The sequence below is a fragment of the Rhodoplanes sp. P11 genome (assembly GCF_964266735.1).
Classification (GTDB): Bacteria; Pseudomonadota; Alphaproteobacteria; order Rhizobiales; family Xanthobacteraceae; genus Rhodoplanes; species Rhodoplanes serenus.
In genome coordinates this window covers 135,491-156,733 of the sequence record NZ_CAXWGY010000018.1, presented here as the reverse complement: position 1 = coordinate 156,733, position 21,243 = coordinate 135,491, and the positions used below count along the sequence as shown (strand labels likewise).

Genomic DNA, 21,243 nt, shown 5'->3' with positions numbered 1-21,243 from the left:
AAACCCGGTGCGGCGTCCGGGCGCGCCTTGCCGCCCCTCGGGGCGAATGATATCTCGCGCCCATGAGCGCCCAGACCATCGACACCATCCGCAACTTCTCGATCGTGGCCCATATCGACCACGGCAAGTCGACGCTCGCCGATCGGCTGATCCAGCTCACCGGGGCGCTGAGCGAGCGCGAGATGCAGGGGCGGGAGCAGGTGCTCGACTCGATGGATATCGAGCGCGAGCGCGGCATCACCATCAAGGCCCAGACGGTGCGGCTCGCCTACCGGGCCAAGGACGGCAAGGACTACGTCCTCAACCTGATCGACACCCCCGGGCATGTCGACTTCGCCTACGAGGTCAACCGCTCGCTCGCCGCCTGCGAGGGATCGTTGCTGGTCGTCGACGCCTCCCAGGGGGTCGAGGCGCAGACGCTGGCCAATGTCTACCAGGCGCTCGACAACAATCACGAGGTGGTGCCGGTTCTCAACAAGGTGGATCTTCCGGCCGCCGAGCCCGACAAGGTGAAGCAGCAGATCGAGGACGTGATCGGGCTCGACGCTCACGACGCGCTGCTGATCTCGGCCAAGACCGGCATCGGCATCCCGGACGTGCTGGAGGCGATCGTCACCCGCCTGCCGCCCCCCAAGGGCGACCCCTCGGCCCCGCTCAAGGCGCTCCTCGTCGATTCCTGGTACGACGCCTATCTGGGCGTCGTCGTGCTGCTGCGCGTCGTCGACGGCTCCATCCGCAAGAGCCAGCGCATCCGCATGATGGGGACCGATGCGGCCTACGAGGTCGACCGCGTCGGCGTCTTCACGCCGAAGATGCAGGAGAAGGACGGCCTCGGCCCCGGCGAGATCGGCTTCATCACGGCGTCCATCAAGGAGGTGGCCGACACCCGCGTCGGCGATACCATCACGGACGAGCGCAAGCCGACCGCGACGCCGCTGCCCGGCTTCCGCCCCGCCGTGCCGGTGGTGTTCTGCGGCCTGTTCCCGGTCGACGCCGCACAGTTCGAGGACCTGCGCGCCGCCATGGGCAAGCTGCGCCTCAACGATGCCAGCTTCACGTTCGAGATGGAGACGAGCGCCGCGCTCGGCTTCGGCTTCCGTTGCGGCTTCCTCGGCCTCCTGCATCTGGAGATCATCCAGGAGCGGCTGGAGCGCGAGTTCAATCTCGACCTGATCGCGACGGCGCCGAGCGTCATCTACAAGATCACCATGACGGACGGGAAGGAGATCGAGATCCACAATCCGGTCGACATGCCGGACGTGGTGAAGATCGACGAGATCCACGAGCCGTGGATTCAGGCCACCATCCTGACCCCCGACGACTATCTCGGCAGCGTGCTGAAGCTGTGCCAGGACCGCCGCGGCGTGCAGACCGAGCTGACCTATGTGGGCAACCGGGCGATGGTGAAGTACGAGCTGCCGCTCAACGAGGTGGTGTTCGACTTCTACGACCGGCTGAAGTCGGTGTCGAAGGGCTACGCCTCGTTCGACTATCACCTGACCGACTACCGGCCGGCCGATCTCGTCAAGATGTCGATCCTGGTCAACGGCGAGGCGGTCGACGCGCTGTCCATGCTGGTCCACCGCACCCGTGCCGAAGGGCGCGGCCGCGCCATGTGCGAGAAGCTGAAGGAGCTGATCCCGCCGCACATGTTCCAGGTGCCGATCCAGGCCGCCATCGGGGCCAAGATCATCGCCCGCGAGACGGTGCGGGCTTTCCGCAAGGACGTGACGGCCAAGTGCTACGGCGGCGACATCACCCGCAAGCGCAAGCTCCTCGACAAGCAGAAGGAGGGCAAGAAGCGCATGCGCCAGTTCGGCAAGGTCGACATCCCGCAGGAAGCTTTCATTGCCGCGTTGAAGGTGGATGTGTGAGGGGCGAGCTGCGCTCGACCCTGCATGCCTGACCGCAAGCCCGTCCGCTTCACCCGTCACGCCGAGGACGCTATTCTCGAACGTGAGCTGGATCGCGCCTGGATCGAGAGCACGGTCGCCGAACCCGAGTGGGTCGAGGGCGATCCGAGGCGGGCCGGTGTGGAGCGGAGATTTCGCAGGATTCCGGAATTCGGCGGTCGCGTCCTCCGCGTCGCTTGCGTCGAGACTGAACAGGACATTCGTGTTCTGACGGTGTTCTTCGACAGGAACGCCCGGGAGCCGACATGACACCGACGGTAAAGTATCGACCCGAAGACAATGCGGCGTACATTCGATTGTCGCAGGAGAAAGTCCTCGACAGCGCCGAAGTGGCGCCGGACGTCGTGTTCGACTACGACGCCGAGGGCCGCATCGTCGGGATCGAGCTGCTCGATGCCCGCGCCCAGCTCTCGCCGGAGCTGCTCGGGAAGGCTGCTTGACGTGGTGTGTCGGGAGACCTGGGGGCCTTCCGCAAGGACGTGACGGCCAAGTGCTATGGCCGCGACATCACCCGCAAGCGCAAGCTCCTCGACAAGCAGAAGGAGGGCAAGACGCGCATGCGCCAGTTCGGCAAGGTCTGACCCCGGCGCCTGGTTGAGCGCACCGCTGCCGGACGCGAAAAACGCCGACGCGGCCGAGTAGCTTGCGGTCAGCGTAGCTCCGCCGCCGCGATCGGTCAGAGGACGCCGGCTGTTGCCCATACCGTTCCGTTCGCGTAACATGTTACGCCGTCTGGGGAGTCGCCCATGCCCGCCCGCCCGAAGAAGCCGCCGCCGAAGAGCCCGCGCCAGCGGATGCAGGCGCGGCGCGAGCGGTTGCGTGCGGAAGGTCTCCGGCCCGTCCAGCGCTGGGTCCCGGACCTGCGTGATCCGAAGGTGCGTGACGAAATCCACCGCGAGGCGGCGCTCCTGTCGCAGCATCCCGACAACGCCTCCGTGGACGACTGGATCGATGCCGTCGTGGATTGGAGCGAATGGACGTGAAGCGCGGCGACGTGGTGCTGATCGTCGCGCAAGGCGATCTCGGAAAGCCACGCCCGGCCGTCGTGGTTCAGAGTGACGACCTCGGTGACGAGACCACGACGGTGCTGGTCTGTCCGATGTCGTCCGTTGTTCGGGATAGTCCTCGCCTGCGACCCGTGATCGAGGCGACCGTCGCCAACGGCTTGCGCGTCACGTCCCAGATCATGATCGAGAAGGTCGCCCCGATCCGCCGCGATCGAATCCGCCGCGCCCTCGGGGCGCTCGACCCCGCGGCGATCGAGCGGCTGGATCGAGCCCTGATGGTCGTGCTCGGCCTGGCCGGCTGAGCCCAAAACACCGGGCGCGCTCGCGATGTGACAAACGCCGACGACCCCGATGCCCCCGGGCTTCGCGGCGCTCGGCCTGGGCGACGATGCCGGTCTACTCCGCCCTACTCCGCTGCCGCGATCGGCCGCAGCAGGCCGGCCGCCTGCATCTCGTCGTGGAGGGCGATCGGGTCCCAGTCGTAGCCGTTCGGCCAGGTCAGCGCCCCGTCGTGGATGATCACGCGGGCGAAGTAAGCCGGGTCTTTCAGCGGCTCCGCCATCGGGCCGGACTTCTGCCGCACGAAGGAGAAGTCGCGAACCCCGATCGTTCCATCGGAGAACGCGAGTTCGAGTCGATAGTCGCCGAGCCGGCGTAGCCCGATGACGTCAATCATCCTCAAGACCTCCGATGAACTCCAACGGGGCCTCCTCCCGGGCCGCCTGCCAGTTTCGCATGAGCGCGTCACGACGCAAGGCAGTCCAATCACGCAAGATCCGTGCAACGGTCGGCGGCAGGTGGCCGTCGATGATCGCGCCGTCGGCGATCATGACGCGCGCTCGGAAACCTTGATGTCGGACATGCACGTGCGGAGGCTCGTGGCCGTTAAAGAACATCCGCACCGACAGTCCGAGAAAGTACGCGATCGTCGGCACGGGGCTCGGCTCCGGGGCGATCCAGCGATCGCACCACGGTAGCAAAACCTCGCGCCACCGACGAGCCGCCCCGCCGCGGCGCGCGACACACCGCGGCAGCCGCCGGCAGCCTCACGTCCACCTCACTTGGCACCCTTGGCGGCGGCCGCGCGGGCGTCCTTGATGGCGCGCTTGAAGGTCGCGGCATCGAGCGCCCCGGGCACCCGGAAGTACCCGATGATGAAGGCCGGCGTGCCGCTGAACCCGAACGCGGTCGCCTGGGTGTGGTGGCGCGTCAGCGCCGCCTCGATGGCGGTGCGGTTCGTCTGGAGCTCGGCGAGCGCCTGCTCGACGTCGACGCCGACCCCGGCGAGCGTCGTGCGCACGCTCTCCTCGCTCAGCTTCTCCTTGACCCCGAGCAGCGCCTCGTGCGCCTCCAGGTACTTGTTCTGACGGCGGGATGCGAGCGCCAGCCGCGCCGCGTAGCCGGACGGGCCGCCGAAGATCGGCCAGTCCTTGTAGACGACCCGCACCTTAGGGTCGTCGCGCATCACCTGCTTCAGCTCGGCATGCACCGTCTTGCAGTAGGGGCACTGGTAATCGAAGTACTCGACGATGGTGATGTCGCCCTTGGGGTTGCCGACCGCCGGGGCATCGGGATCGCGCAGCACTGCGTCGCGGCTGAGCACGTCGCCCTCGGTGGCGGCCGCCGCGGTCACCAGTCCGGGCAGCATCGGCGCGGCGGCGAGGCCGGCGAGTCCGGCGAGCACCAGGGTGCGGCGGGTGGTGTGATGGTTCGTCATCGGTCGGTCCTTTCGGCGAGAGCGGGCGTGGCGGCGCGGTCGAAGGCGGCCAGCACCGCGTCGGTGGTGAGCAGCTCGGGCAGCACGATGCCGTCGGGCGCACCCGGCCCGAACACCGCGTTGAACGGCAGGCCGTAGCGGCCGAAGCCGCCCAGATAGGCGGCGATCACCGGGTCGGGGCGGGTCCAGTCGCCCTTGATCGGCACCACGTCGGTGCCGAGCCGCCGGCGGATCGCGGCGCTGTCGAGGATCAGCGCCTCGTTGACCTTGCAGGTGATGCACCAGGAGGCGGTGACGTCGACCAGCACGGTGCGCCCGCTGCGCACCGCGGCCTGCACGGCCTCGGGCGCGAACGGCCGCCACTCCACCGCCTGCGGCGCATCGGCGGCGGCGGGCGCGAGCCGCCCCCCGGTCAGCACGACGACGCCGACGAGCGCGGCCGCCAGGCTTGCGGCGGCGACCCGGGCGAGCCGGCCGCGCCACAGCCCGGCCGCCAGCAGGGCGACGGTGAGCACCGCCGCCACCGTCAGGGCGGTCGCGGCGCCGGCGATCTCGGCGACCACGACGAGCAGCCAGGCCGCGGTGCCGAGCAGCGCCACCGCGGCGACCGGCCGGACCTTGTCGAGCCACGGCCCCGGCCGCGGCAGGCGGCGGGCAAGCCGCGGCACCGCCGCCAGCACAAGCTGGGGCGCCGCCATGCCGAGGCCGAGCGCCGCGAACACCGCGACGATCTCGGCCGGCCCGCGGGCGAGCGCGAAGCCGACCGCGGTGCCGACGAACGGCGCCGAGCACGGCGTCGCCAGTAGCGTCATCACGGCGCCGTTGGCGAACTGTGCGGCCGGCCCGTGGCCGCCCCCGGCCCGGCCGGCGACCCCGGCGAGGCCCATCGGCAGCCTCACCTCGAACAGGCCGAGCAGGTTGGCGGCGAACAGCGCCAGCACGATCGCCATGGCGATCAGAAAGACCGGCTGCTGGAACTGGATGCCCCAGCCGATCTGGGCGCCGGCCGCCTTGAGGGCCGCCAGCACGCCGGCCAGCACCAGGAACGAGGCGACCACCCCGAGCGCCGAGGCGACGAGCCCACGCCGCACGGCGTGCGGCTCCGCTCCGTGGCCGGCCAGCGCCAGCAGCTTGAGCGACAGCACCGGGAACACGCAGGGCATCACATTGAGTACCAGCCCGCCGAGCAGCGCGGCGAGCAGCATGGCGACGAGCGATACTCCATCGGCCGACACGGGTGCCGCGGGAGCAGAGGCCGGGGGCACCACGGCGGCGGCGGCGACCGGGGCAGGGCCTACGACCGGCGCCAGCACCGCCTCGACCGCACGGGCGCCGTCGACCAGCGTCAGCCGCAGCGGCCGTGTCGGGCCACCGTCACCGAGACCGTCGAGCGGCAGCGTCAGCACGGTGACGCCGCCGTCGCCCGGGGTGAATTGCGGCCGACCGGCCGCGATCGCGTCGTCGCCGTCGACGAAGGCATCGGCGGCCACGAGGGGCGGGCTCGACCGCACCTCGGCGCGCAGCCGCGGCGGCTCGCGCTCCAGCGACAGCGCCCCGATCGACAGGCCCGCCACGGCGTCGCGTGCCGGCACCTTGCGGCGCCACGCGGTGATCAGCTCGGCGTCGGCCGAGGCCGCCTCGCCGGGCGGCACCACGGTGTCGAGGCGTAGATCGTTGCGGGTGCAGATGGTGGCGCAGACATACAGCGCGAGCGACAGCGACACCCGGGTCGATGCCTGCGGATCGGCGCGCCGCATCCGCACGGGGAACACCACCTCGTCCTCGTAGCCGAACGAGTCGAAGTCGGCGACCGTGATGCGGCGCGGCGCCGGCCATTCGACCGTGACGTCCGCCACATTGGCGGAGCCGCTCCAGTCGAACTCGGGCGGTGCGCCGGCATCGCCAGCCGAGCGCCAGTAGGTGTGCCAGCCGGGGCCGAGCCGGACCTGAAGGCCGAGCCAGACGACGGACGGATCGGATGAATCGGTGCCGCCGGTCACCAGGCGCGCGGTGAACTCGGGCCTGCCGAGCCCGGCGGCCGGCCCGATCCAGTCGGCGGGCGGCGGCGCGGCGGCGGGCTCGGCACCGGCCGGGCCGGCGCCACCGGCCGGAGCCAGAACGGCGAGCGCGAGCGCCGCCGCGACGACGATACGTGTGAGCATGGGCCTTCTCGTTCGCGGTCGGGCCGCCGCACGCCTCGCGCCCGACACCGGACCTGGGCGGGCCGGATGCGGACGACGGACGGCATGCGGGCAGGCGCGGACGCGCGCTGATGTGACGACGGGGGACGATCGGAGTGGGGCCGGGCCGGCTGCCCGGCGGCGTGCCGCTCACACCCCGCGGCGGGGCGGGCGCTCGATGGCGGCGGCGAGGTTCTGCGGCGTCAGCGATGCCGCACGCCACCACACCGGCCGGGTCGCCGCCGTGGGGGGCGGGACGGCGTCGACGACGGCGGCGGGAGCGAGCCAGGCGATCGCGACGCCGCAGCTCGTGGCCGGACCGGGCAGCGTGGCGCGCCGGCACGGCGTTCGGTCGGGGTCCTGGGCGGCGCCGAGCGCGGCGGGCGAGGCGGCGAGGAGGATGACGGCATCGGCCGGCGCGTGCGCCGCGGCGGCGAGCCGGGGCGGCGGCGACACCAGCGTCGCAGCGATCCCGACGACCAGCGCCAGCACCACGGCGAGGCCGCGGCGCCAGACAGCGCGGCGCGCCTGCGGCCCGGAGGGCGTTCGCTCGTGTGAGAAACCGCGCGTCATGCCGCCTCGGCTGCTCGGCCCGGTGGGCCGTATCCAGTCTCCTCCGTGGCCGGTCGAAGCGGCGATTCTGTGACGCCGCCGGCAGCGCCCGGTCGGCGCGGTCGCCATCGCGGTTGCGTCGGCCTCCCGCTTCGGCGTAGCTCGCGGGCGGCGCGCCCAGGACACGCGCGACGACGACACGCGCGACGACGACCCGCGCGACGAGGACCGCCGATGACCTCCGACGACGCACTCGACCGTAAGATCGCCCTCCGGCTGATCCCGTTCATGATGGTGCTGTACCTGGTGGCGTTTCTCGACCGGGTGAACGTCTCGTTCGCGGCGCTGACCATGAACGCCGATCTCGGCTTCTCGCCCGCCGTCTACGGCTGGGGCGCCGGGATGTTCTTCCTCGGCTACTTCGCCTTCGAGATCCCCAGCAACCTGATCCTGGAGCGGGTCGGCGCCCGCGTCTGGATCGCCCGCATCATGGTGACCTGGGGGCTCGTCTCCGCCGCCATGGCGTTCGTGCAGGGGCCGACCAGCTTCTATGTGCTGCGCTTCCTGCTCGGCGCCGCCGAGGCCGGCTTCCTGCCCGGCATGATCCTCTATCTCACCTACTGGTTCCCGCCGGCGCGGCTGTCGCGACAAGTCGGCCTGTTCATGATGGCGGTGCCGCTGGCGAGCGCCATCGGGGCGCCGCTGTCGAGCCTGATCCTCCAGGCCGACGGATTTCTCGGGCTGAAGGGCTGGCAGTGGCTGTTCATCATCGAGGGCTTGCCGGCCTGCGGGCTCGGGCTCGCGGTGCTGGCCCTGCTGCCGGACGGGCCGGCGACCGCCCGCTGGCTGACGGACGGCGAGCGCGCCGCCGTGGCGGCCCGCCTGGCCGCCGCACGGGCGCGGCCCGCCGGCCGGGTTCACGCGGCGCTCGGGCCGGCGCTCGTGGACGGCCGGGTGTGGCTCCTCTGCGCCACCTATTTCGGCGTCGTGGTCGGGCTCTACGGGGTCGGCCTGTGGCTGCCGCAGCTCGTCCGTGCCGCCGGCTTCTCGATCGGGGCGGTCGGCCTTCTCACCGCCGTGCCCTATCTGGCCAGTGCCGCCGTGATGCTGTGGTGGGGCCGGCGCAGCGACCGCCGGGCCGAGCGGGTTTGGCACGTGGCGGTGCCGACGCTCGTCGCCGGGGTCGCGATCGCGGCCGCCGCGGCGCTGCCTGCGGGGCTGGCGTCACTCGCGGCCCTCGGCCTCGCCACCGTCGGCATCTACGCCATCCTCGGGCCGTTCTGGGGGCTGCCGCCGGTCTTCCTCACCGGCACGGCGGCGGCCGGCGGCATCGCGCTCGTCAACGCGGTGGGCAATCTCGGCGGCTTTCTCGGGCCGTCGATCGTCGGCACCGCGATCGAGCTGACCGGCAGCCCGCGCGCCGGCTTCGCCCTGGTCGCTGTGTCGCTCGGCGTCTCGGCCGCCGCGGTGCTGGTGGTCGGCCGGCGGCTGCGGCAGACGACCGAGTCGCCTTTGTTACGGGCCTCCGACCTCACAGATCGGTCAGGTTAACGCGAGGAGGCATCGACGATCTCGTGATCGGCCGTCGCGTAAATCCCGGCCGGCTCCTGCGTACTTGGGGACAGGTGCGGCGATGATCGCCCATCAGGACACATCAGGAGCTTCGTCATGACCTTCACCAAGATCGCCCTGTTCGCCTTCGGCCTCCTCGCGATGCTCGCCACCAGCGGCGTCGACGTCCAGGCCGCCGCTCGCAACCACACCGCCATGACGGTTCAGTCCGATCACGGCACCGTGCAGCCCGCCGACGAGGCGCTGTTCGACCGCGCCAAGGGCTCGATCTACTAAGCGGCGATCGACCACCGGAGGACGCCCGACCGCATCGCCGCGGCCGTGCGTCACCCGCCGGCCGGCCCGGCGCCGGTTCGCCGCCTTGCCGCCCCGAGTTCCTGCCACCCGGAGTTCTTGCCACTCGGAGTTTCGCCGCTATATCCGGTCGATCCATCGATCGCATCGACCGTTTCGAGTGGCTGCCATGACCGACACCGACACGCGCACTCCCCGCGAGGCCCATGCCTTCCAGGCCGAGGTGGCCGAGCTGCTGCACCTGATGGTGCACGCCGTCTACTCGGAGACCGACGTCTTCCTGCGCGAGCTGATCTCCAACGCCTCCGACGCCTGCGACCGGCTGCGCTACGAGGCGATCGCCCGGCCCGAGCTTCTCGCCGACGACTCCGCCCTGACCATCCGCCTCCGGCCCGACACCGCCGCCGGCACCTTGACCGTGTCGGACAACGGCATCGGCATGGATCGCCAGGAGCTCATCGACAATCTCGGCACCATCGCCCGCTCCGGCACCCGCGCCTTCATCGGCAAGCTCGCCGCCGCCAAGGACGGCTCCGGGCTGATCGGCCAGTTCGGCGTCGGCTTCTACGCCGCCTTCATGGTGGCCGACCGTATCGAGGTGACGAGCCGCCGCGCCGGCGCCGCCGAGGCGTGGGTGTGGCGCTCGACCGGCGCCCAGGGCTTCGAGATCGAGGCGGCCGACGCGGCGCGCGCCGACCGCGTCCGGCGCGGCACCGAGATCGTGCTGCACCTCAAGGAGGACGCGAGGAAGTACCTCGACGCCCACGAGATCGAGCGCATCGTCCACGCCTACTCGGACCACATCCAGTTCCCGATCATGCTGGAGGCGGACGCCGGCAAGACGGACGCCGGCAAGCCCGCCGACGAGGCGGCGAGCAGCGACGCGGCGCCGCGCCAGGTCAACACCGCGAGCGCGGTGTGGCAGCGCGCCAAGTCCGAGCTGAAGCCGGAGGACTACACGCAGGCGTATCGCTCGATCTGCGGCGCCTTCGACGAGCCGGCGATGACGCTGCACTACCGTGTCGAGGGGCGCCAGTCCTACGCGGTGCTGCTGTTCGTGCCGTCGGGCTCGCTGTTCGACCTGTTCGATCCGGCCCGCAAGAGCCACCTCAAGCTCTATGTCCGCCGCGTCTACATCACCGACGACGCCAGCCTGCTGCCGTCGTGGCTGCGCTTCGTGCGCGGCGTCGTCGATTCGGAGGACCTGCCGCTCAACATCTCGCGCGAGATGCTCCAGAACAACCCGCAGGTCGCGGCGATGCGCAAGGCCATCACCGGCCGGGTGCTGGCCGAGCTGGAGACGCTGGCCACGAAGGAGCCCGAGCGGTTCGCCACCGTGTGGGAGCAGTTCGGCGCGGTGATCAAGGAAGGGCTCTACGAGGAGCCGGAGCGGCGCGAGGCGATCCTCGGCCTCGCACGGTTCACCTCGACGGCCGGCAGCGGGCGCTCGCTCGCCCAGTATGTCGCCGACCTGCGGGAGAACCAGACCGAGATCTACTATCTGGTCGGCGAGGACATCGACCGGCTCAAGGCCAACCCGAAGCTGGAGGCGGCGCGTGCCCGCGGCATCGAGGTGCTGCTGCTCACCGACCCGGTCGACGCGCTGTGGACGTCGCTGCGCCTGGATTTCCAGGGCAAGGGCTTCAAGTCGCTGAGCCAGGGCGAGGTCGACTTCAGCCTGGTGCCGCTCGCCGACACGGCGAAGCCGGAGGCGGACCAGACGGCCGCTGACGCGGCCGTGGACGAGGCGGCGGTGATCGCCGCCGTCAAGCTCGCCCTCGGCGACAAGGTGTCGGACGTCAAGGCGTCGCAGCGGCTCACCGACAGCGCCGCCTGCCTGGTGGCCGGCGGCTTCGGGCCGGACCGCGAGCTGGAGCGGCTGCTCGCCAAGCAGAACCGCGCCTCCGGGCTCAAGCCGGTGCTGGAGCTGAACATGCGCCACGCGCTGGTCGGCGCCCTCGCGCGGGAGAGCGCCGCCGGGCACGCCGACGAGGCGGCGGATCTGGCGCTGCTGCTGCTGGAGCAGGCGCAGATCCTCGACGGCGAGCTGCCCGACGATCCCGCCGCCTTCGCGCGCCGGCTCGAGCGTCTGGTGGTGCGCGGCGTGGCGCGCTGATCGGGCGGCACGGCGTCTGCGCGCCCCCTCCCCGCACGCGGGGAGAGGGTCGGGGTGAGGGGCGAGCCTCGGCGAGAGGGTCCTTCGGTGATCGGAGAAGGTCCCGTCGCTATGGAAGCGTCCCCTCACCCGCCGCGCTCTCGGCGCTGACGCGCCGCGCGGCGACCTCTCCTCGCACGCGGGGAGAGGTGAAAGAAGCACGGGCTCGCCTGTGCGGAGCCCGCCCCGGTTCGGCGGAACGCTCGTTTGGTCCGTCAGTCGGAGAGCCGAGGACAGGCGATGCCGTGGAATGGCACGCGCCCCCTCTCCCCGCACGCGGGGAGAGGGTCGGGGTGAGGGGGACGGCTCCGACCTCGTCGCGTCGGGCGACGCACCGGCGCGGTCGCGGCTCAGTAGCGGTAGTGCTCCGGCTTGAACGGGCCCTCGGCCGGCACGCCGATATAGGTCGCCTGCTTGTCCGACAGCCGGGTCAGCTTGGCGCCGACCTTGGCGAGATGCAGCCGAGCGACCTTCTCGTCGAGGTGCTTGGGCAGCGTATAGACCTTGCGCTCGTACTTGCCCGGGTTGGTGAAGATCTCGATCTGGGCCAGCGTCTGGTTGGTGAACGAGGCCGACATCACGAAGCTCGGATGGCCGGTGGCGTTGCCGAGGTTCACCAGCCGCCCCTCGGACAGCAGGATGATGCGGTGGCCGTCCGGGAACTCGACCTCGTCGACCTGCGGCTTGACGTTGTGCCACTTGAAGTTGCGCAGGCCCTGGACCTGGATCTCGGAGTCGAAGTGGCCGATGTTGCAGACGATCGCCCGGTCCTTCATGCGGCGCATGTGGTCGACCGTGATGACGTCGAGATTGCCGGTCGCGGTGACGAAGATGTCGGCGCGCGGCGCCGCCTCGTCCATGGTGACGACCTCGTAGCCCTCCATGGCGGCCTGCAGGGCGCAGATCGGGTCGATCTCAGAGATCATCACGCGGCAGCCGGCGTTGCGCAGCGAGGCGGCCGAGCCTTTGCCGACGTCGCCGAAGCCCGCCACCATGGCGATCTTGCCGGCCATCATCACGTCGGTGCCGCGGCGGATGCCGTCGACCAGGCTCTCGCGGCAGCCGTAGAGGTTGTCGAACTTGGACTTGGTCACCGAGTCGTTGACATTGATGGCGGGCCACAGCAGCCGGCCCTTCTTCTGCATCTCGTAGAGGCGGTGCACGCCCGTGGTGGTCTCTTCGGTGACGCCGCGGATCGCCTCGGCGTTCTTCTTGTACCAGCCCGGCTGCTCCTTGACGCGCCGCGCGATGGCGGCGAACAGCACCTCTTCCTCCTCGTTGGTCGGCTTGGTGATCAGCGCCGTCTCGCCGGCCTCGACGCGGGCGCCGAGGTGGATCAGCAGCGTGGCGTCGCCGCCGTCGTCGAGGATCATGTTGGGGGTGCCGCCGTCGGCCCACTCGAAGATCTTGTGGGTGTACTCCCAGTAGTCGACGAGGCTCTCGCCCTTGATGGCGAACACCGGGGTGCCGCCGGCCGCGATCGCCGAAGCGGCGTGATCCTGGGTCGAGTAGATGTTGCACGAGGCCCAGCGCACATCGGCGCCGAGCGCCTTGAGGGTCTCGATCAGCACCGCCGTCTGGATGGTCATGTGCAGCGAGCCGGCGATGCGGGCGCCGCGCAGCGGTTGCTCGGGACCGTACTCGTCGCGGGTCGCCATCAGGCCGGGCATCTCGGTCTCGGCGATGGCGATCTCCTTGCGGCCCCAGTCGGCGAGCCCGATGTCCTTGACGGCGTAGTCGGGGCCGGTGGCGGAAACGGGCGGGGCGGCTTTCGGCGAAGCGGTCATGGAGATCCCTGGGTGCTGGTGACAACGTCATGCGCCCCGGCGTCTCGCGACCGCGGGCAGCGTGCGTGCCCTATAGCAGGGCCGGCCGGCACCCGCAACGAAGATATAAAGAATTCTTTATGTGCTTTATCGCCGCTTACCGGGGCTGCGTTCCCGCGCGCCATCCTGGTCACGAACTGTTGGTGACGATCCTCTCCACAGGCCCGCCGGGCGGACGGATCGGCCCTCGGCCTTCGCCCGCCCGGCCTTCGTGCGCCCGGGCCCGGTCAGCGATAGAGTCGCCGTTCCGGCCGCGGATCGGGGAAGAAGCCGTCGCGGTTGGGCATCGCCACCTTGGGCAGGGTGGTGGCGTCCAGGGTGTCGCCCGGCCCGATGATCTTGGCCTGCGACAGGATGTAGGCGACGACCGCGTAGACGTCGTCGTCCGGCAGCGAGCCGGGGGCGCTGAACGGCATCGCCCGTTTCACGTAGTCGAACAGCGTCGTGGCATAGGGCCAGTAGCTCTCCACCGTCTTGACCGGGGTCTTGGTGGCGAGCGAGCCGCGGCCGCCGACCAGCTTGTCGCCGCCGATGCCCGGCGTCGGGATGCCTTCCAGCTTCTCGCCGTGGCAGGCCACGCACTGCTCGGCGAACACGGTGGCGCCGCGGGCCACGGTGCCGCGGCCCGGCGGCAGGCCGCGGCCGTCCGGCGGGATGGCGAAGAAGCGGGCCAGCTCCTCCGGCGTGGCCGGGGTGCCGAAGCCGTAGCGGCCCTCGGCCGCGGCGGCCGGCGACGTCGCCGGCAGTGCCAGCACGCCGGCCGCGAGCAGGCCGGCCGCGAAGCCGGCGAGCAGTCCATCACGCATGCACATTGGTGATGCTCCCGTCGGCCGCGACGGCCCAGCTCTGGATGGCGTTGAGGTGATAGACGGAGCCGAAAGGCCCATTGGCGCCACGGATCGCGACCAGCTCCCGCAGTGTCGGCTGAATGTAGCCGGTCTCGTCGGTGCAGCGGCTCTGGAGCACGGCGGGCTTGCCGTCCCAGGTCCAGGGCAGGCTGAAGCGCACCGTGCAGATCGGCTCCGGGACGGTGTCGAGCCGGGCCGGCACCCAGGTCTTGCCGCCGTCGGTCGACACGTCGACCGACTGGATGCGGCCGCGGCCCGACCAGGCGAAGCCCGCGATAGTGTAGAAGCCCGGCCCCGGCAGCTTCATCTCGCCGGACGGGAAGGTGATCACCGACTTGGCGTCCATCTCCAGGGTGAACAGCCGGGCTTTCCCGTCGGCCATCAGGTCGGTGTATTTCGACGTCTCCTCGCGGGTCATGAACGGCTTGTCGCTGACCTCGAGGCGACGCAGCCACTTGATGTGAGTGTTGCCCTCGAAGCCGGGCAGCAGCAGGCGCAGCGGGTAGCCCTGCTCGGGACGGATCGCCTCACCGTTCTGCCCGTAGGCCAGGATGGCGTCCTGGAGCATCTTCTCCATCGGGATGCTGCGCGTCATCACGGCGGCGTCGGCGCCCTCGGCCAGCACCCAGGCCGCCTCGTCCTTGAGGCCGACCTCGCGGGCGATGGTGGAGAACAGCACGCCGGTCCATTCCGAGGTGCTGAGCAGGCCGTGTGTGCCCTGCACGGTCTTCAGGGTCGGCTTGTTCCATTCGGTGAGGCCGTTGCCCGAGCATTCGATGAAGTGCCGGCGGGTCACGGACGGAAAGCGCTTCAGATCCGCCATCGTGAACTTGCGCGGGCCGTCGACGAGGCCGTGCACGAACAGGAGATGCCGGTTCGGGTCGATCGTCGGGATGCCGCCGTGGTGACGCTCGAAGTGCAGGCCCGACGGCGTGAGATTGCCGAGCATGTGGTCGAGCGGCGTCATGCTCCACGAGGTGTGCTCGTTGGGGGTCGGGTAGCGCCAACGGACCTCGGTCTCGAACTGGGAGCGCGAGCCATAGCCGCCGTCGCCGGCGACCGGACGGCCCTGCTCCTTGGTCGGATCGGCCTGCGGGGCGAAGTACTGGGCGCCGGGCGGCGCCGTCTGGGCGAGTGCCGGGGCCGCCACGGCGGCGGCTCCGGCCGAGCCGGCGGCGAACAGGAAGCGCCGGCGGCTCGCCGCCGGGCCGGCCGGGAACATGCCGTCCTGGCACGGGCAGGCGTCTTCGGCGGCGCGCCGCGCCGCGAGGTGGCGGGCCTCGGCGGCGATCATGCCGTCGATCTGGCGCCGAGCTTTTTCGTCGATCGGAACAGGGGGGTGGGTCACGCGCGACTCCTCGTGGGGATGGTTGGTCGCCCGGGGAGGAGTCTAGGTAGTTTCACCAGGTTCTGGAGGTTGGATGATCCCGATCGCGCCGCTGAAGAGAAAATCTTTCTTCGCAGGGAACGAGGGCGGCCGGCGGCGCGCGTTCTGATGTCCGCAACGACGACCCGAGAACAGGCGCGCCGAGCAAGCGCCGTGAGGATGGGGCGAGGGCGCTGCGGCAGGGACCAGGGGCGAGCGGCATTCGCTTCGGCAGGCGTGAAGCGCGACGGCAGCTCCCAGCGACCGAGCCGCGGCGGCGCGGCTACTCGTCCTCGCCGAAGCGGTTGCCGACCAGCTCCTCTATGGCGGCGACGACCGCGTCGGCGTCGCTGCCCAGCGCCTCCACCATGATGGTGGTGCCGGGGGCGGCGGCCAGCATCATCAGGCCCATGATCGAGTCGCCGCCGACCGTCTGGCCGCAGCGGGTGACGAACACGTCGGCCTCGAACCGCTCGACCGTCTGCACGAACTTGGCGGAGGCGCGGGCGTGCAGGCCCTTCTGATTGACGATCGGGATGAGGCGTACGACCGCGCCCGGACGCGGCGGCGGAAACTCCGCACCCGCCGCTCCGTCGCAGTCGATGTCGTCGCTCATCGCTCGATTCATGTCCCGTTATTTTCCGGCCAGGACCCGGCTGGCGATGGTGATGTACTTGCGCCCCGATTCTTGCGCCGCCACCACCGATTCGGCCAGGGGGCATTCGGCCCGGATCTTGGCGAGCTTCACCAGCATCGGCAGGTTGATGCCGGCCAGCACCTCGACATTGGGGAGGCTCATCACCGAGATCGCCAGGTTGGACGGGGTGCCGCCGAACATGTCGGTCAGGATGGCGACGCCGTCGCCGGTGTCGACCCGCCCCACCGCCTCGATGATCTCCCGGCGGCGCTGCTCGACATTGTCGGCCGGATCGATCGTGATGGTCTCGATCTGGTCCTGCGGGCCGACCACATGCTCCAGCGCGGCACGGAACTCGACGGCGAGCCGACCGTGGGTCACGAGTACGAGGCCGATCATCGGAACACCCCGCGGCGCGCGTGGTGCGCCGCACGACAGAACGAAGCGATCATGACATCCCGGAGCCCGAGCGCAAGAGCCGCACGCCCGGCGGGAACACCGCCGGAGTGATGGACCGGATCGCGGCATCGCGCAAATCCGCTCTCCGGGGCGTCGCCGATAGCCCGTGACGCGCGGTGAAGCAAGGGTAATCGGACGCAGGAGGGTCGGGGGCGCCCGGTCGGGCCGGTATGCGCCGGTCAGAGCAGGTCGGCGGGGCCGCGCGCTGGGTCGGCCAGGGCCGCCAGCACGGCGGCGAGCGGGTCGACGCCGGGCGGCAGGCCGAGCCGGCGCAGCCGCACGCCCGCGATGGTGGTCGCCGCGTGATGGTCCTGGGGCAGGCGCTCGGCGTCCGGGTCGGCGAGGTCGACCACCAGCCCGACCACCGCGGCCGGCTCGTGCGGCAGTCGCCGCAGGCCGAGCCCGCGCACCTCGACGAGCCCCGCGAGCGCCGGAACGGGACGCACCACCAGCCGGCCGTTCACCGCCTCCACCATGGTGCGATCGTCGGCGACGAGGCGGGCGAGCGCACCGGCGCGGCCTTCGGCTGCCTGCATCAGCCGCAGGGCGAGCACCGATTTGCCGGCGCCGGAGGGGCCGCGGATCAGCACCGCGCGGGCGCCGACCAGCACGGCCGAGGCGTGGATGCTCGGGGGGATCACGGTGCAGCGCCGGGCCGGAGCGGGGGCTTCGTCTCGGGTCGGGTCGGCGTTCCGAACGCCGGGTGGGGCGCCGGTCCGGGTCATCGCGGTCACATCGCCGGCAGGCGGACGACGAAGCGGGCGCCCAGCACCACCGGGCCGTCGCCGGCGTCGGGGCCGAGCCGGTTCTCGGCCCAGATGCGGCCGCCATGCGCCTCGACGATCTGCTTGGAGATCGACAGGCCGAGGCCGGAGTTCTGGCCGAAGCCCTGGTCGGGCCGGTCGGTGTAGAAGCGCTGGAAGATCTTCTCCAGCGCGTCCGGGCGGATGCCGGGGCCGTCGTCCTCCACGGTGATCTCCAGCTCCTTGTCGCGGCGCCGGCAGGTCACCCGCACGGTGCCGCCCTCGGGCGAGAAGGAGCGGGCGTTGTCGACCAGGTTGTGGACCACCTGGCCGAGGCGCGAGTCGTGCCCGGAGAGCTGGAAGCTGCGCGGGCCGCCGCCCTCGAAGGCGAGCGACACGCGGACGCCGTTGACGCCCTTGCCGCGCTTCACCTCGTTGGCGACCGCCACCACGGTGGCGAGCAGGCGGCGCAGGTCGACGGTGCCGGAATCGCTGCGCTGAAGCTCGGCGTCGAGGCGGCTGGCGTCGGAGATGTCGGAGATCAGCCGGTCGAGGCGCTTGACGTCGTGCTCGATGACGGCGAGCAGGCGCGCCTGGCTGTCCGGCGACTTGGCGAGCGGCAGCGTCTCGACGGCACTGCGCAGCGAGGTCAGCGGGTTCTTCAGCTCGTGCGCCACGTCGGCCGCGAAGCTCTCGATCGCCTCGATGCGGCTGTACAGCGCGTTGGTCATGTCGCGCAGCGCGCCGGACAGATGGCCGATCTCGTCGCGCCGGCCGGTGAAGTCCGGGATCTCCACCCGCGTCTTGATGCGCCGGCGCACCCGCTCGGCGCCGTCGGAGAGCCGGCGCACCGGCCCCGCGATGGTGCCGGCGAGCAGCAGCGACAGCACGAACATGATGCCGGCGGCGATCAGCGACACCTTGAGGATGGCGAGCCGCTCGGCCTCGACGATCTGGTCGATGTCGCCGCCCTGGGTCGACAGCAGGAGGGCGCCGCGCACCACGCGCGAGCGCTGGATCGGGATCGCCACCGAGACGATGACGTCGCCCTGGTCGTCGATGCGGACCACGCTGCCCTTCTGGCCGTTGAGGGCCTGGGCGATCTCCGGATAGGCGCGGCCGTTCTCCTCCGGCCCCAGCTCGCGGTAGCGCGGCAGCTCGCCGCGGCTCAGCCAGCGGCGCAGCTTGGTGAGCTGGCGTTGCAGATAGTTCGGCCCTTCGCCGCTCGGCGGCGGCAGGTCGTAGCGCAGCACGTCGCCGCGGCCGATGAAGTTGCGGCTGTCCATGAACAGCACGCCCTCGCGGTCGTAGATGCGGGCGCGCGTGTTGGTCGGGGTGACGAGGCGGCGCAGCAGCGGCGCCACCTGCTCGGGATTGAGCGGGAACTCGTAGCCGAACAGCACGTCGTCGGACGGGCTCAGGCTCTCGCCGGCTTGCAGCTCCAGCAGGCGCTGCGGATCGAGCGTGATGGTGTCGGTGTCGACGGTGGCCGACGACGCGATGGCGCCCGAGATGATCTCGCCCTGCACCAGCAGGCTGTGCACCCGCGCGTCGATCAGGCCGGCGCGGAACTGGGTGAGGTAGAGGATGCCGACCACCAGGGCGAGCAGGCCGGCGACGTTGAGGAACACGATGCGCCGGGTGAGGCTGGAGAAGGTCAGCGCCGTGAACAGCTTCCAGGCTGGCTGGAGGGCGCGGCCGAGGCGGTCGAGGCGCAGCGCCCGGCCGACCGGGACCGCGACGGTGGCGACCACCGCGACGGTCCGCGCCACCACGGCGAGAACGCCGCGACCGGCGGCGTCGAGCCCGCGGGACAGCGGCGCGACCGCGACCGCGAGGCGGCGCTTCTGCCGGCGTGCCGCGCGCCGCAGCCGGGCGAGGCGGCGCAGGGCGGCGCGGCCGAGCAGGCCGTGCAGCATCGGCTCCTTGTCGGGGCGCTCGGCCGGCGGCGCGGTGCGGGGCGCGGGAGAGGGCGTGGCGCGGTCGTGGTCGGCGGATCGATCGAGCACGGGCGGGGCGCCCCTCGGGGTGTCAGCGTCGCATGTCAGCGTCGCGTCTCTGGCGTCGCGTCTCGGTGCCGCCTCTAGGGTCCGGCGCGACACCGCCGGCCGCGGCCGGTCACCGGACAGCTCGGCGAGCGGCTCCGCCGCGGCGCCGGAGCGGACCGCGCAGCCTCGGAAACGCGCGCTATTCCTTGAACCGATAGCCGACGCCGTACAAGGTCTCGATCATGTCGAACTCGTCGTCGGTCTGCTTGAACTTCTTGCGCAGCCGCTTGATGTGGCTGTCGATGGTGCGGTCGTCGACATAGACCTGGTCGTCATAGGCCGCGTCCATCAGGGCGTTGCGGCTCTTGACGACGCCCGGGCGCTGGGCCAGCGCCTGGAGGATCAGGAACTCGGTCACCGTCAGGGTGACGGGCTCGCCCTTCCAGGTGCAGGTGTGGCGCTCCGGGTCCATGCGGAGCAGGCCGCGCTCCAGCACCTTGGCGGAATCGGTCTCCTTCGGGGCGGTGCCGTCCTTGGGGATGGCGCGGCGGAGCACCGCCTTCACCCGCTCCACCAGGAGGCGCTGGGAGAACGGCTTCCGGATGAAGTCGTCGGCGCCCATCTTGAGGCCGAACAGCTCGTCGATCTCCTCGTCCTTGGAGGTGAGGAAGATCACCGGCACGTCGGACTTCTGGCGCAGGCGCCGCAGCGTCTCCATGCCGTCCATGCGGGGCATCTTGATGTCGAGGATCGCGAGATCCGGCATCGAGGTCTTGAAGCCGTCGAGCGCCGAGGCGCCGTCCGTGTAGGTCATGATCCGGTAGCCCTCGGCCTCGAGCGCGATCGAGATCGAGGTCAGGATGTTCCGGTCGTCGTCGACGAGCGCGATGGTCGGCATGGGGCCTCTTTCGCGTGAACGGGCGAGCGTTTCGGGCCTTGAAGCCCGCAAAGCTGGGCCGAAATGTGACTCGGCCGGCGACGGCCGGGCGGACGGGAGCGCGCCTCTGCGGCCTAAGTCTAGTGCGTCGGACGCAATTCCGCCATACCGGGAGCCTGATCGGTGTGTGTCCGCCGCGACGGTGGCGATCACGCGGCCTCGCCCGCAGGAGACAGTTCGTGACCGACATCCAGCCTCCGCGACCCGGCGTGATGCCCGGGCGCCTGCCCGAAAACGCCAAGCTTCCCGAGGACTTCGAGCCGGTCGCCGAGGCCCGGCGGTGGCTGCGTGCGACCCGCGCCGGGGCGCTCGCCACCAACGACCGCAATACCGGGCATCCGTTCGGCTCGCTGGTCAACGTGGCGACCGCGGCGGACGGCGCGCCGGTCATCCTGGTGTCGCGGCTCTCCACCCACACGGCCAATCTGGAGCGCGACGGCCGCTCCTCGATTCTTCTCGCCGCCACCGGCAAGGGCGATCCGCTCGCCCATCCGCGCCTCACCGTGCTCGGCAGCTTCGTGCGCGACGACGATCCGGCGCTGCGCCGCCGCTACCTCGCCCGCCACCCGAAGGCGGAGCTGTATGCCGGCCTGCCGGACTTCTCGGTCTGGCGGATGATGGTCGCCGCCTTCCATCTCAATGGCGGCTTCGCCCGCGCCGCCGATCTCGCCCCCGAGGACGTGCTGACCGACCTGTCCGGGGCCGGCGAGCTGCTGGAGACCGAGGAAAGCGCCGTCGCCCACATGAACCAGGACCACGCCGAGGCGGTGCGGCTCTATGCGACGCGGCTGGCCGGCGCCCCCGAGGGCAATCCGGAGGCGCCCTGGCGGGTGACCGGGCTCGATCCCGACGGGCTCGACCTCGCCCGCGGCGATCTCACCCTGCGGGTGCCGTTCCCCGAGCGGGTCACCACGGCGGCGGCGCTGCGCGCCATGCTCAAGCGCCTCGCCGACGCGGCGCGGGCCGGCTGACGGGCGGCGGCGCCGGCTCGCGCGAGGATTTGTTTCGGGATGCAAAAAATGTTTCTGCCGGAGGTGTGCGCCACCCCG

22 protein-coding genes and 1 pseudogene are annotated in these 21,243 nt (G+C 71.2%); 10 read left to right on the top strand and 13 right to left on the bottom strand.

Going from position 1 to position 21,243, the window contains the following annotated elements; translation table 11 throughout:
- Positions 1–62: 62 nt before the first annotated feature.
- From lepA to ACFQUV_RS17505, 6 genes and pseudogenes are all read left to right on the top strand, one after another.
- Positions 63–1,874, top strand: coding sequence for a translation elongation factor 4 (gene lepA, locus ACFQUV_RS17530; protein ID WP_129608964.1), 1,812 nt, complete (start codon positions 63–65; stop codon positions 1,872–1,874).
- Between the two features lie 24 nt (positions 1,875–1,898).
- Positions 1,899–2,162 (top strand): DUF4258 domain-containing protein, encoded by a 264-nt coding sequence (locus tag ACFQUV_RS17525; RefSeq protein WP_129608963.1) that lies wholly within the window; start codon positions 1,899–1,901, stop codon positions 2,160–2,162.
- Positions 2,159–2,353: a DUF2283 domain-containing protein gene (locus ACFQUV_RS17520; RefSeq protein WP_129608962.1), complete on the top strand. Its 195-nt coding sequence runs from the start codon at positions 2,159–2,161 to the stop codon at positions 2,351–2,353. The genes ACFQUV_RS17525 and ACFQUV_RS17520 overlap by 4 nt, the downstream gene beginning before the upstream one ends.
- A gap of 18 nt (positions 2,354–2,371) precedes the next feature.
- Positions 2,372–2,494 (top strand): annotated as a pseudogene (locus tag ACFQUV_RS17515) (hypothetical protein); the annotation flags it as partial.
- 165 nt (positions 2,495–2,659) lie between these two features.
- Complete coding sequence (locus tag ACFQUV_RS17510; RefSeq protein WP_111387021.1) at positions 2,660–2,896, top strand: antitoxin MazE family protein; 237 nt, start codon at positions 2,660–2,662, stop codon at positions 2,894–2,896.
- On the top strand, positions 2,887–3,222 hold the full coding sequence (locus ACFQUV_RS17505; protein ID WP_129608960.1) for a type II toxin-antitoxin system PemK/MazF family toxin: 336 nt from the start codon (positions 2,887–2,889) through the stop codon (positions 3,220–3,222). Before ACFQUV_RS17510 ends, ACFQUV_RS17505 begins: the two co-directional genes overlap by 10 nt.
- 104 nt (positions 3,223–3,326) lie before the next feature.
- On the opposite strand, the gene ACFQUV_RS17500 is transcribed toward ACFQUV_RS17505, so the two are convergent.
- From ACFQUV_RS17500 to ACFQUV_RS17480, 5 genes are all read right to left on the bottom strand, one after another.
- The gene (locus tag ACFQUV_RS17500) at positions 3,327–3,596 is read right to left on the bottom strand and encodes a DUF2442 domain-containing protein (RefSeq protein ID WP_129608959.1); all 270 of its coding nucleotides are present in this window, start codon (positions 3,594–3,596) and stop codon (positions 3,327–3,329) included.
- A complete protein-coding gene (locus ACFQUV_RS17495) occupies positions 3,589–3,855 on the bottom strand; it encodes a DUF4160 domain-containing protein (RefSeq protein ID WP_129608958.1) in 267 nt (88 codons plus the stop codon). The genes ACFQUV_RS17500 and ACFQUV_RS17495 overlap by 8 nt, the downstream gene beginning before the upstream one ends.
- Before the next feature lie 122 nt (positions 3,856–3,977).
- Complete coding sequence (locus ACFQUV_RS17490) at positions 3,978–4,637, bottom strand: DsbA family protein (protein ID WP_111387018.1); 660 nt, start codon at positions 4,635–4,637, stop codon at positions 3,978–3,980.
- A complete protein-coding gene (locus ACFQUV_RS17485) occupies positions 4,634–6,799 on the bottom strand; it encodes a protein-disulfide reductase DsbD (protein ID WP_129608957.1) in 2,166 nt (721 codons plus the stop codon). The genes ACFQUV_RS17490 and ACFQUV_RS17485 overlap by 4 nt, the downstream gene beginning before the upstream one ends.
- A gap of 168 nt (positions 6,800–6,967) precedes the next feature.
- Complete coding sequence (locus ACFQUV_RS17480) at positions 6,968–7,390, bottom strand: hypothetical protein (protein ID WP_129608956.1); 423 nt, start codon at positions 7,388–7,390, stop codon at positions 6,968–6,970.
- A gap of 213 nt (positions 7,391–7,603) precedes the next feature.
- On the opposite strand from ACFQUV_RS17480, the gene ACFQUV_RS17475 reads away from it, so the two are divergent.
- From ACFQUV_RS17475 to htpG, 3 genes are all read left to right on the top strand, one after another.
- A complete protein-coding gene (locus ACFQUV_RS17475) occupies positions 7,604–8,920 on the top strand; it encodes an MFS transporter (protein WP_129608955.1) in 1,317 nt (438 codons plus the stop codon).
- Positions 8,921–9,037: 117 nt separating this feature from the next.
- Positions 9,038–9,217 (top strand): hypothetical protein, encoded by a 180-nt coding sequence (locus ACFQUV_RS17470; RefSeq protein ID WP_111388404.1) that lies wholly within the window; start codon positions 9,038–9,040, stop codon positions 9,215–9,217.
- A 187-nt stretch (positions 9,218–9,404) separates the two neighbouring features.
- Positions 9,405–11,351, top strand: coding sequence for a molecular chaperone HtpG (gene htpG, locus ACFQUV_RS17465; protein ID WP_129608954.1), 1,947 nt, complete (start codon positions 9,405–9,407; stop codon positions 11,349–11,351).
- Between the two features lie 389 nt (positions 11,352–11,740).
- Here htpG and ahcY read toward each other — a convergent pair whose 3' ends face one another.
- The 8 genes from ahcY to ACFQUV_RS17425 form a co-directional block, all read right to left on the bottom strand.
- A complete protein-coding gene (gene ahcY, locus ACFQUV_RS17460) occupies positions 11,741–13,177 on the bottom strand; it encodes an adenosylhomocysteinase (RefSeq protein ID WP_129608953.1) in 1,437 nt (478 codons plus the stop codon).
- Between the two features lie 266 nt (positions 13,178–13,443).
- A complete protein-coding gene (locus ACFQUV_RS17455; RefSeq protein ID WP_129608952.1) occupies positions 13,444–14,022 on the bottom strand; it encodes a c-type cytochrome in 579 nt (192 codons plus the stop codon).
- Positions 14,015–15,286, bottom strand: coding sequence for a sulfite dehydrogenase (gene soxC / locus ACFQUV_RS17450; protein ID WP_129608977.1), 1,272 nt, complete (start codon positions 15,284–15,286; stop codon positions 14,015–14,017). The genes ACFQUV_RS17455 and soxC overlap by 8 nt, the downstream gene beginning before the upstream one ends.
- Positions 15,287–15,713: 427 nt before the next feature.
- Positions 15,714–16,046: an HPr family phosphocarrier protein gene (locus tag ACFQUV_RS17445; RefSeq protein ID WP_111388790.1), complete on the bottom strand. Its 333-nt coding sequence runs from the start codon at positions 16,044–16,046 to the stop codon at positions 15,714–15,716.
- A gap of 18 nt (positions 16,047–16,064) precedes the next feature.
- On the bottom strand, positions 16,065–16,466 hold the full coding sequence (locus ACFQUV_RS17440) for a PTS sugar transporter subunit IIA (RefSeq protein WP_111388789.1): 402 nt from the start codon (positions 16,464–16,466) through the stop codon (positions 16,065–16,067).
- Between the two features lie 239 nt (positions 16,467–16,705).
- Positions 16,706–17,167, bottom strand: coding sequence for an HPr kinase/phosphorylase (locus tag ACFQUV_RS17435; RefSeq protein WP_244601564.1), 462 nt, complete (start codon positions 17,165–17,167; stop codon positions 16,706–16,708).
- Positions 17,168–17,256: 89 nt separating this feature from the next.
- Positions 17,257–19,278, bottom strand: a complete 2,022-nt coding sequence (locus tag ACFQUV_RS17430; protein WP_244601563.1) for a sensor histidine kinase — start codon at positions 19,276–19,278, stop codon at positions 17,257–17,259.
- 178 nt (positions 19,279–19,456) lie between these two features.
- Positions 19,457–20,155, bottom strand: coding sequence for a response regulator transcription factor (locus tag ACFQUV_RS17425; protein ID WP_111388579.1), 699 nt, complete (start codon positions 20,153–20,155; stop codon positions 19,457–19,459).
- A gap of 218 nt (positions 20,156–20,373) precedes the next feature.
- On the opposite strand from ACFQUV_RS17425, the gene ACFQUV_RS17420 reads away from it, so the two are divergent.
- Positions 20,374–21,165 carry a HugZ family protein gene (locus ACFQUV_RS17420; protein WP_244601562.1) on the top strand — a complete coding sequence of 264 codons (792 nt, stop codon included), beginning with the start codon at positions 20,374–20,376 and terminating at the stop codon, positions 21,163–21,165.
- Positions 21,166–21,243 lie beyond the last annotated feature (78 nt).

Coding starts and splice junctions, on each gene's coding strand:
- lepA (WP_129608964.1), top strand. CDS start 63: ATGAGCGCCCAGACCATCGACACCATCCGCAACTTCTCGATCGTGGCC.
- ACFQUV_RS17525 (WP_129608963.1), top strand. CDS start 1,899: ATGCCTGACCGCAAGCCCGTCCGCTTCACCCGTCACGCCGAGGACGCT.
- ACFQUV_RS17520 (WP_129608962.1), top strand. CDS start 2,159: ATGACACCGACGGTAAAGTATCGACCCGAAGACAATGCGGCGTACATT.
- ACFQUV_RS17510 (WP_111387021.1), top strand. CDS start 2,660: ATGCCCGCCCGCCCGAAGAAGCCGCCGCCGAAGAGCCCGCGCCAGCGG.
- ACFQUV_RS17505 (WP_129608960.1), top strand. CDS start 2,887: ATGGACGTGAAGCGCGGCGACGTGGTGCTGATCGTCGCGCAAGGCGAT.
- ACFQUV_RS17500 (WP_129608959.1), bottom strand. CDS start 3,596: ATGATTGACGTCATCGGGCTACGCCGGCTCGGCGACTATCGACTCGAA.
- ACFQUV_RS17490 (WP_111387018.1), bottom strand. CDS start 4,637: ATGACGAACCATCACACCACCCGCCGCACCCTGGTGCTCGCCGGACTC.
- ACFQUV_RS17485 (WP_129608957.1), bottom strand. CDS start 6,799: ATGCTCACACGTATCGTCGTCGCGGCGGCGCTCGCGCTCGCCGTTCTG.
- ACFQUV_RS17480 (WP_129608956.1), bottom strand. CDS start 7,390: ATGACGCGCGGTTTCTCACACGAGCGAACGCCCTCCGGGCCGCAGGCG.
- ACFQUV_RS17475 (WP_129608955.1), top strand. CDS start 7,604: ATGACCTCCGACGACGCACTCGACCGTAAGATCGCCCTCCGGCTGATC.
- ACFQUV_RS17470 (WP_111388404.1), top strand. CDS start 9,038: ATGACCTTCACCAAGATCGCCCTGTTCGCCTTCGGCCTCCTCGCGATG.
- htpG (WP_129608954.1), top strand. CDS start 9,405: ATGACCGACACCGACACGCGCACTCCCCGCGAGGCCCATGCCTTCCAG.
- ahcY (WP_129608953.1), bottom strand. CDS start 13,177: ATGACCGCTTCGCCGAAAGCCGCCCCGCCCGTTTCCGCCACCGGCCCC.
- ACFQUV_RS17455 (WP_129608952.1), bottom strand. CDS start 14,022: ATGCGTGATGGACTGCTCGCCGGCTTCGCGGCCGGCCTGCTCGCGGCC.
- soxC (WP_129608977.1), bottom strand. CDS start 15,286: ATGTTCCCGGCCGGCCCGGCGGCGAGCCGCCGGCGCTTCCTGTTCGCC.
- ACFQUV_RS17445 (WP_111388790.1), bottom strand. CDS start 16,046: ATGAGCGACGACATCGACTGCGACGGAGCGGCGGGTGCGGAGTTTCCG.
- ACFQUV_RS17440 (WP_111388789.1), bottom strand. CDS start 16,466: ATGATCGGCCTCGTACTCGTGACCCACGGTCGGCTCGCCGTCGAGTTC.
- ACFQUV_RS17425 (WP_111388579.1), bottom strand. CDS start 20,155: ATGCCGACCATCGCGCTCGTCGACGACGACCGGAACATCCTGACCTCG.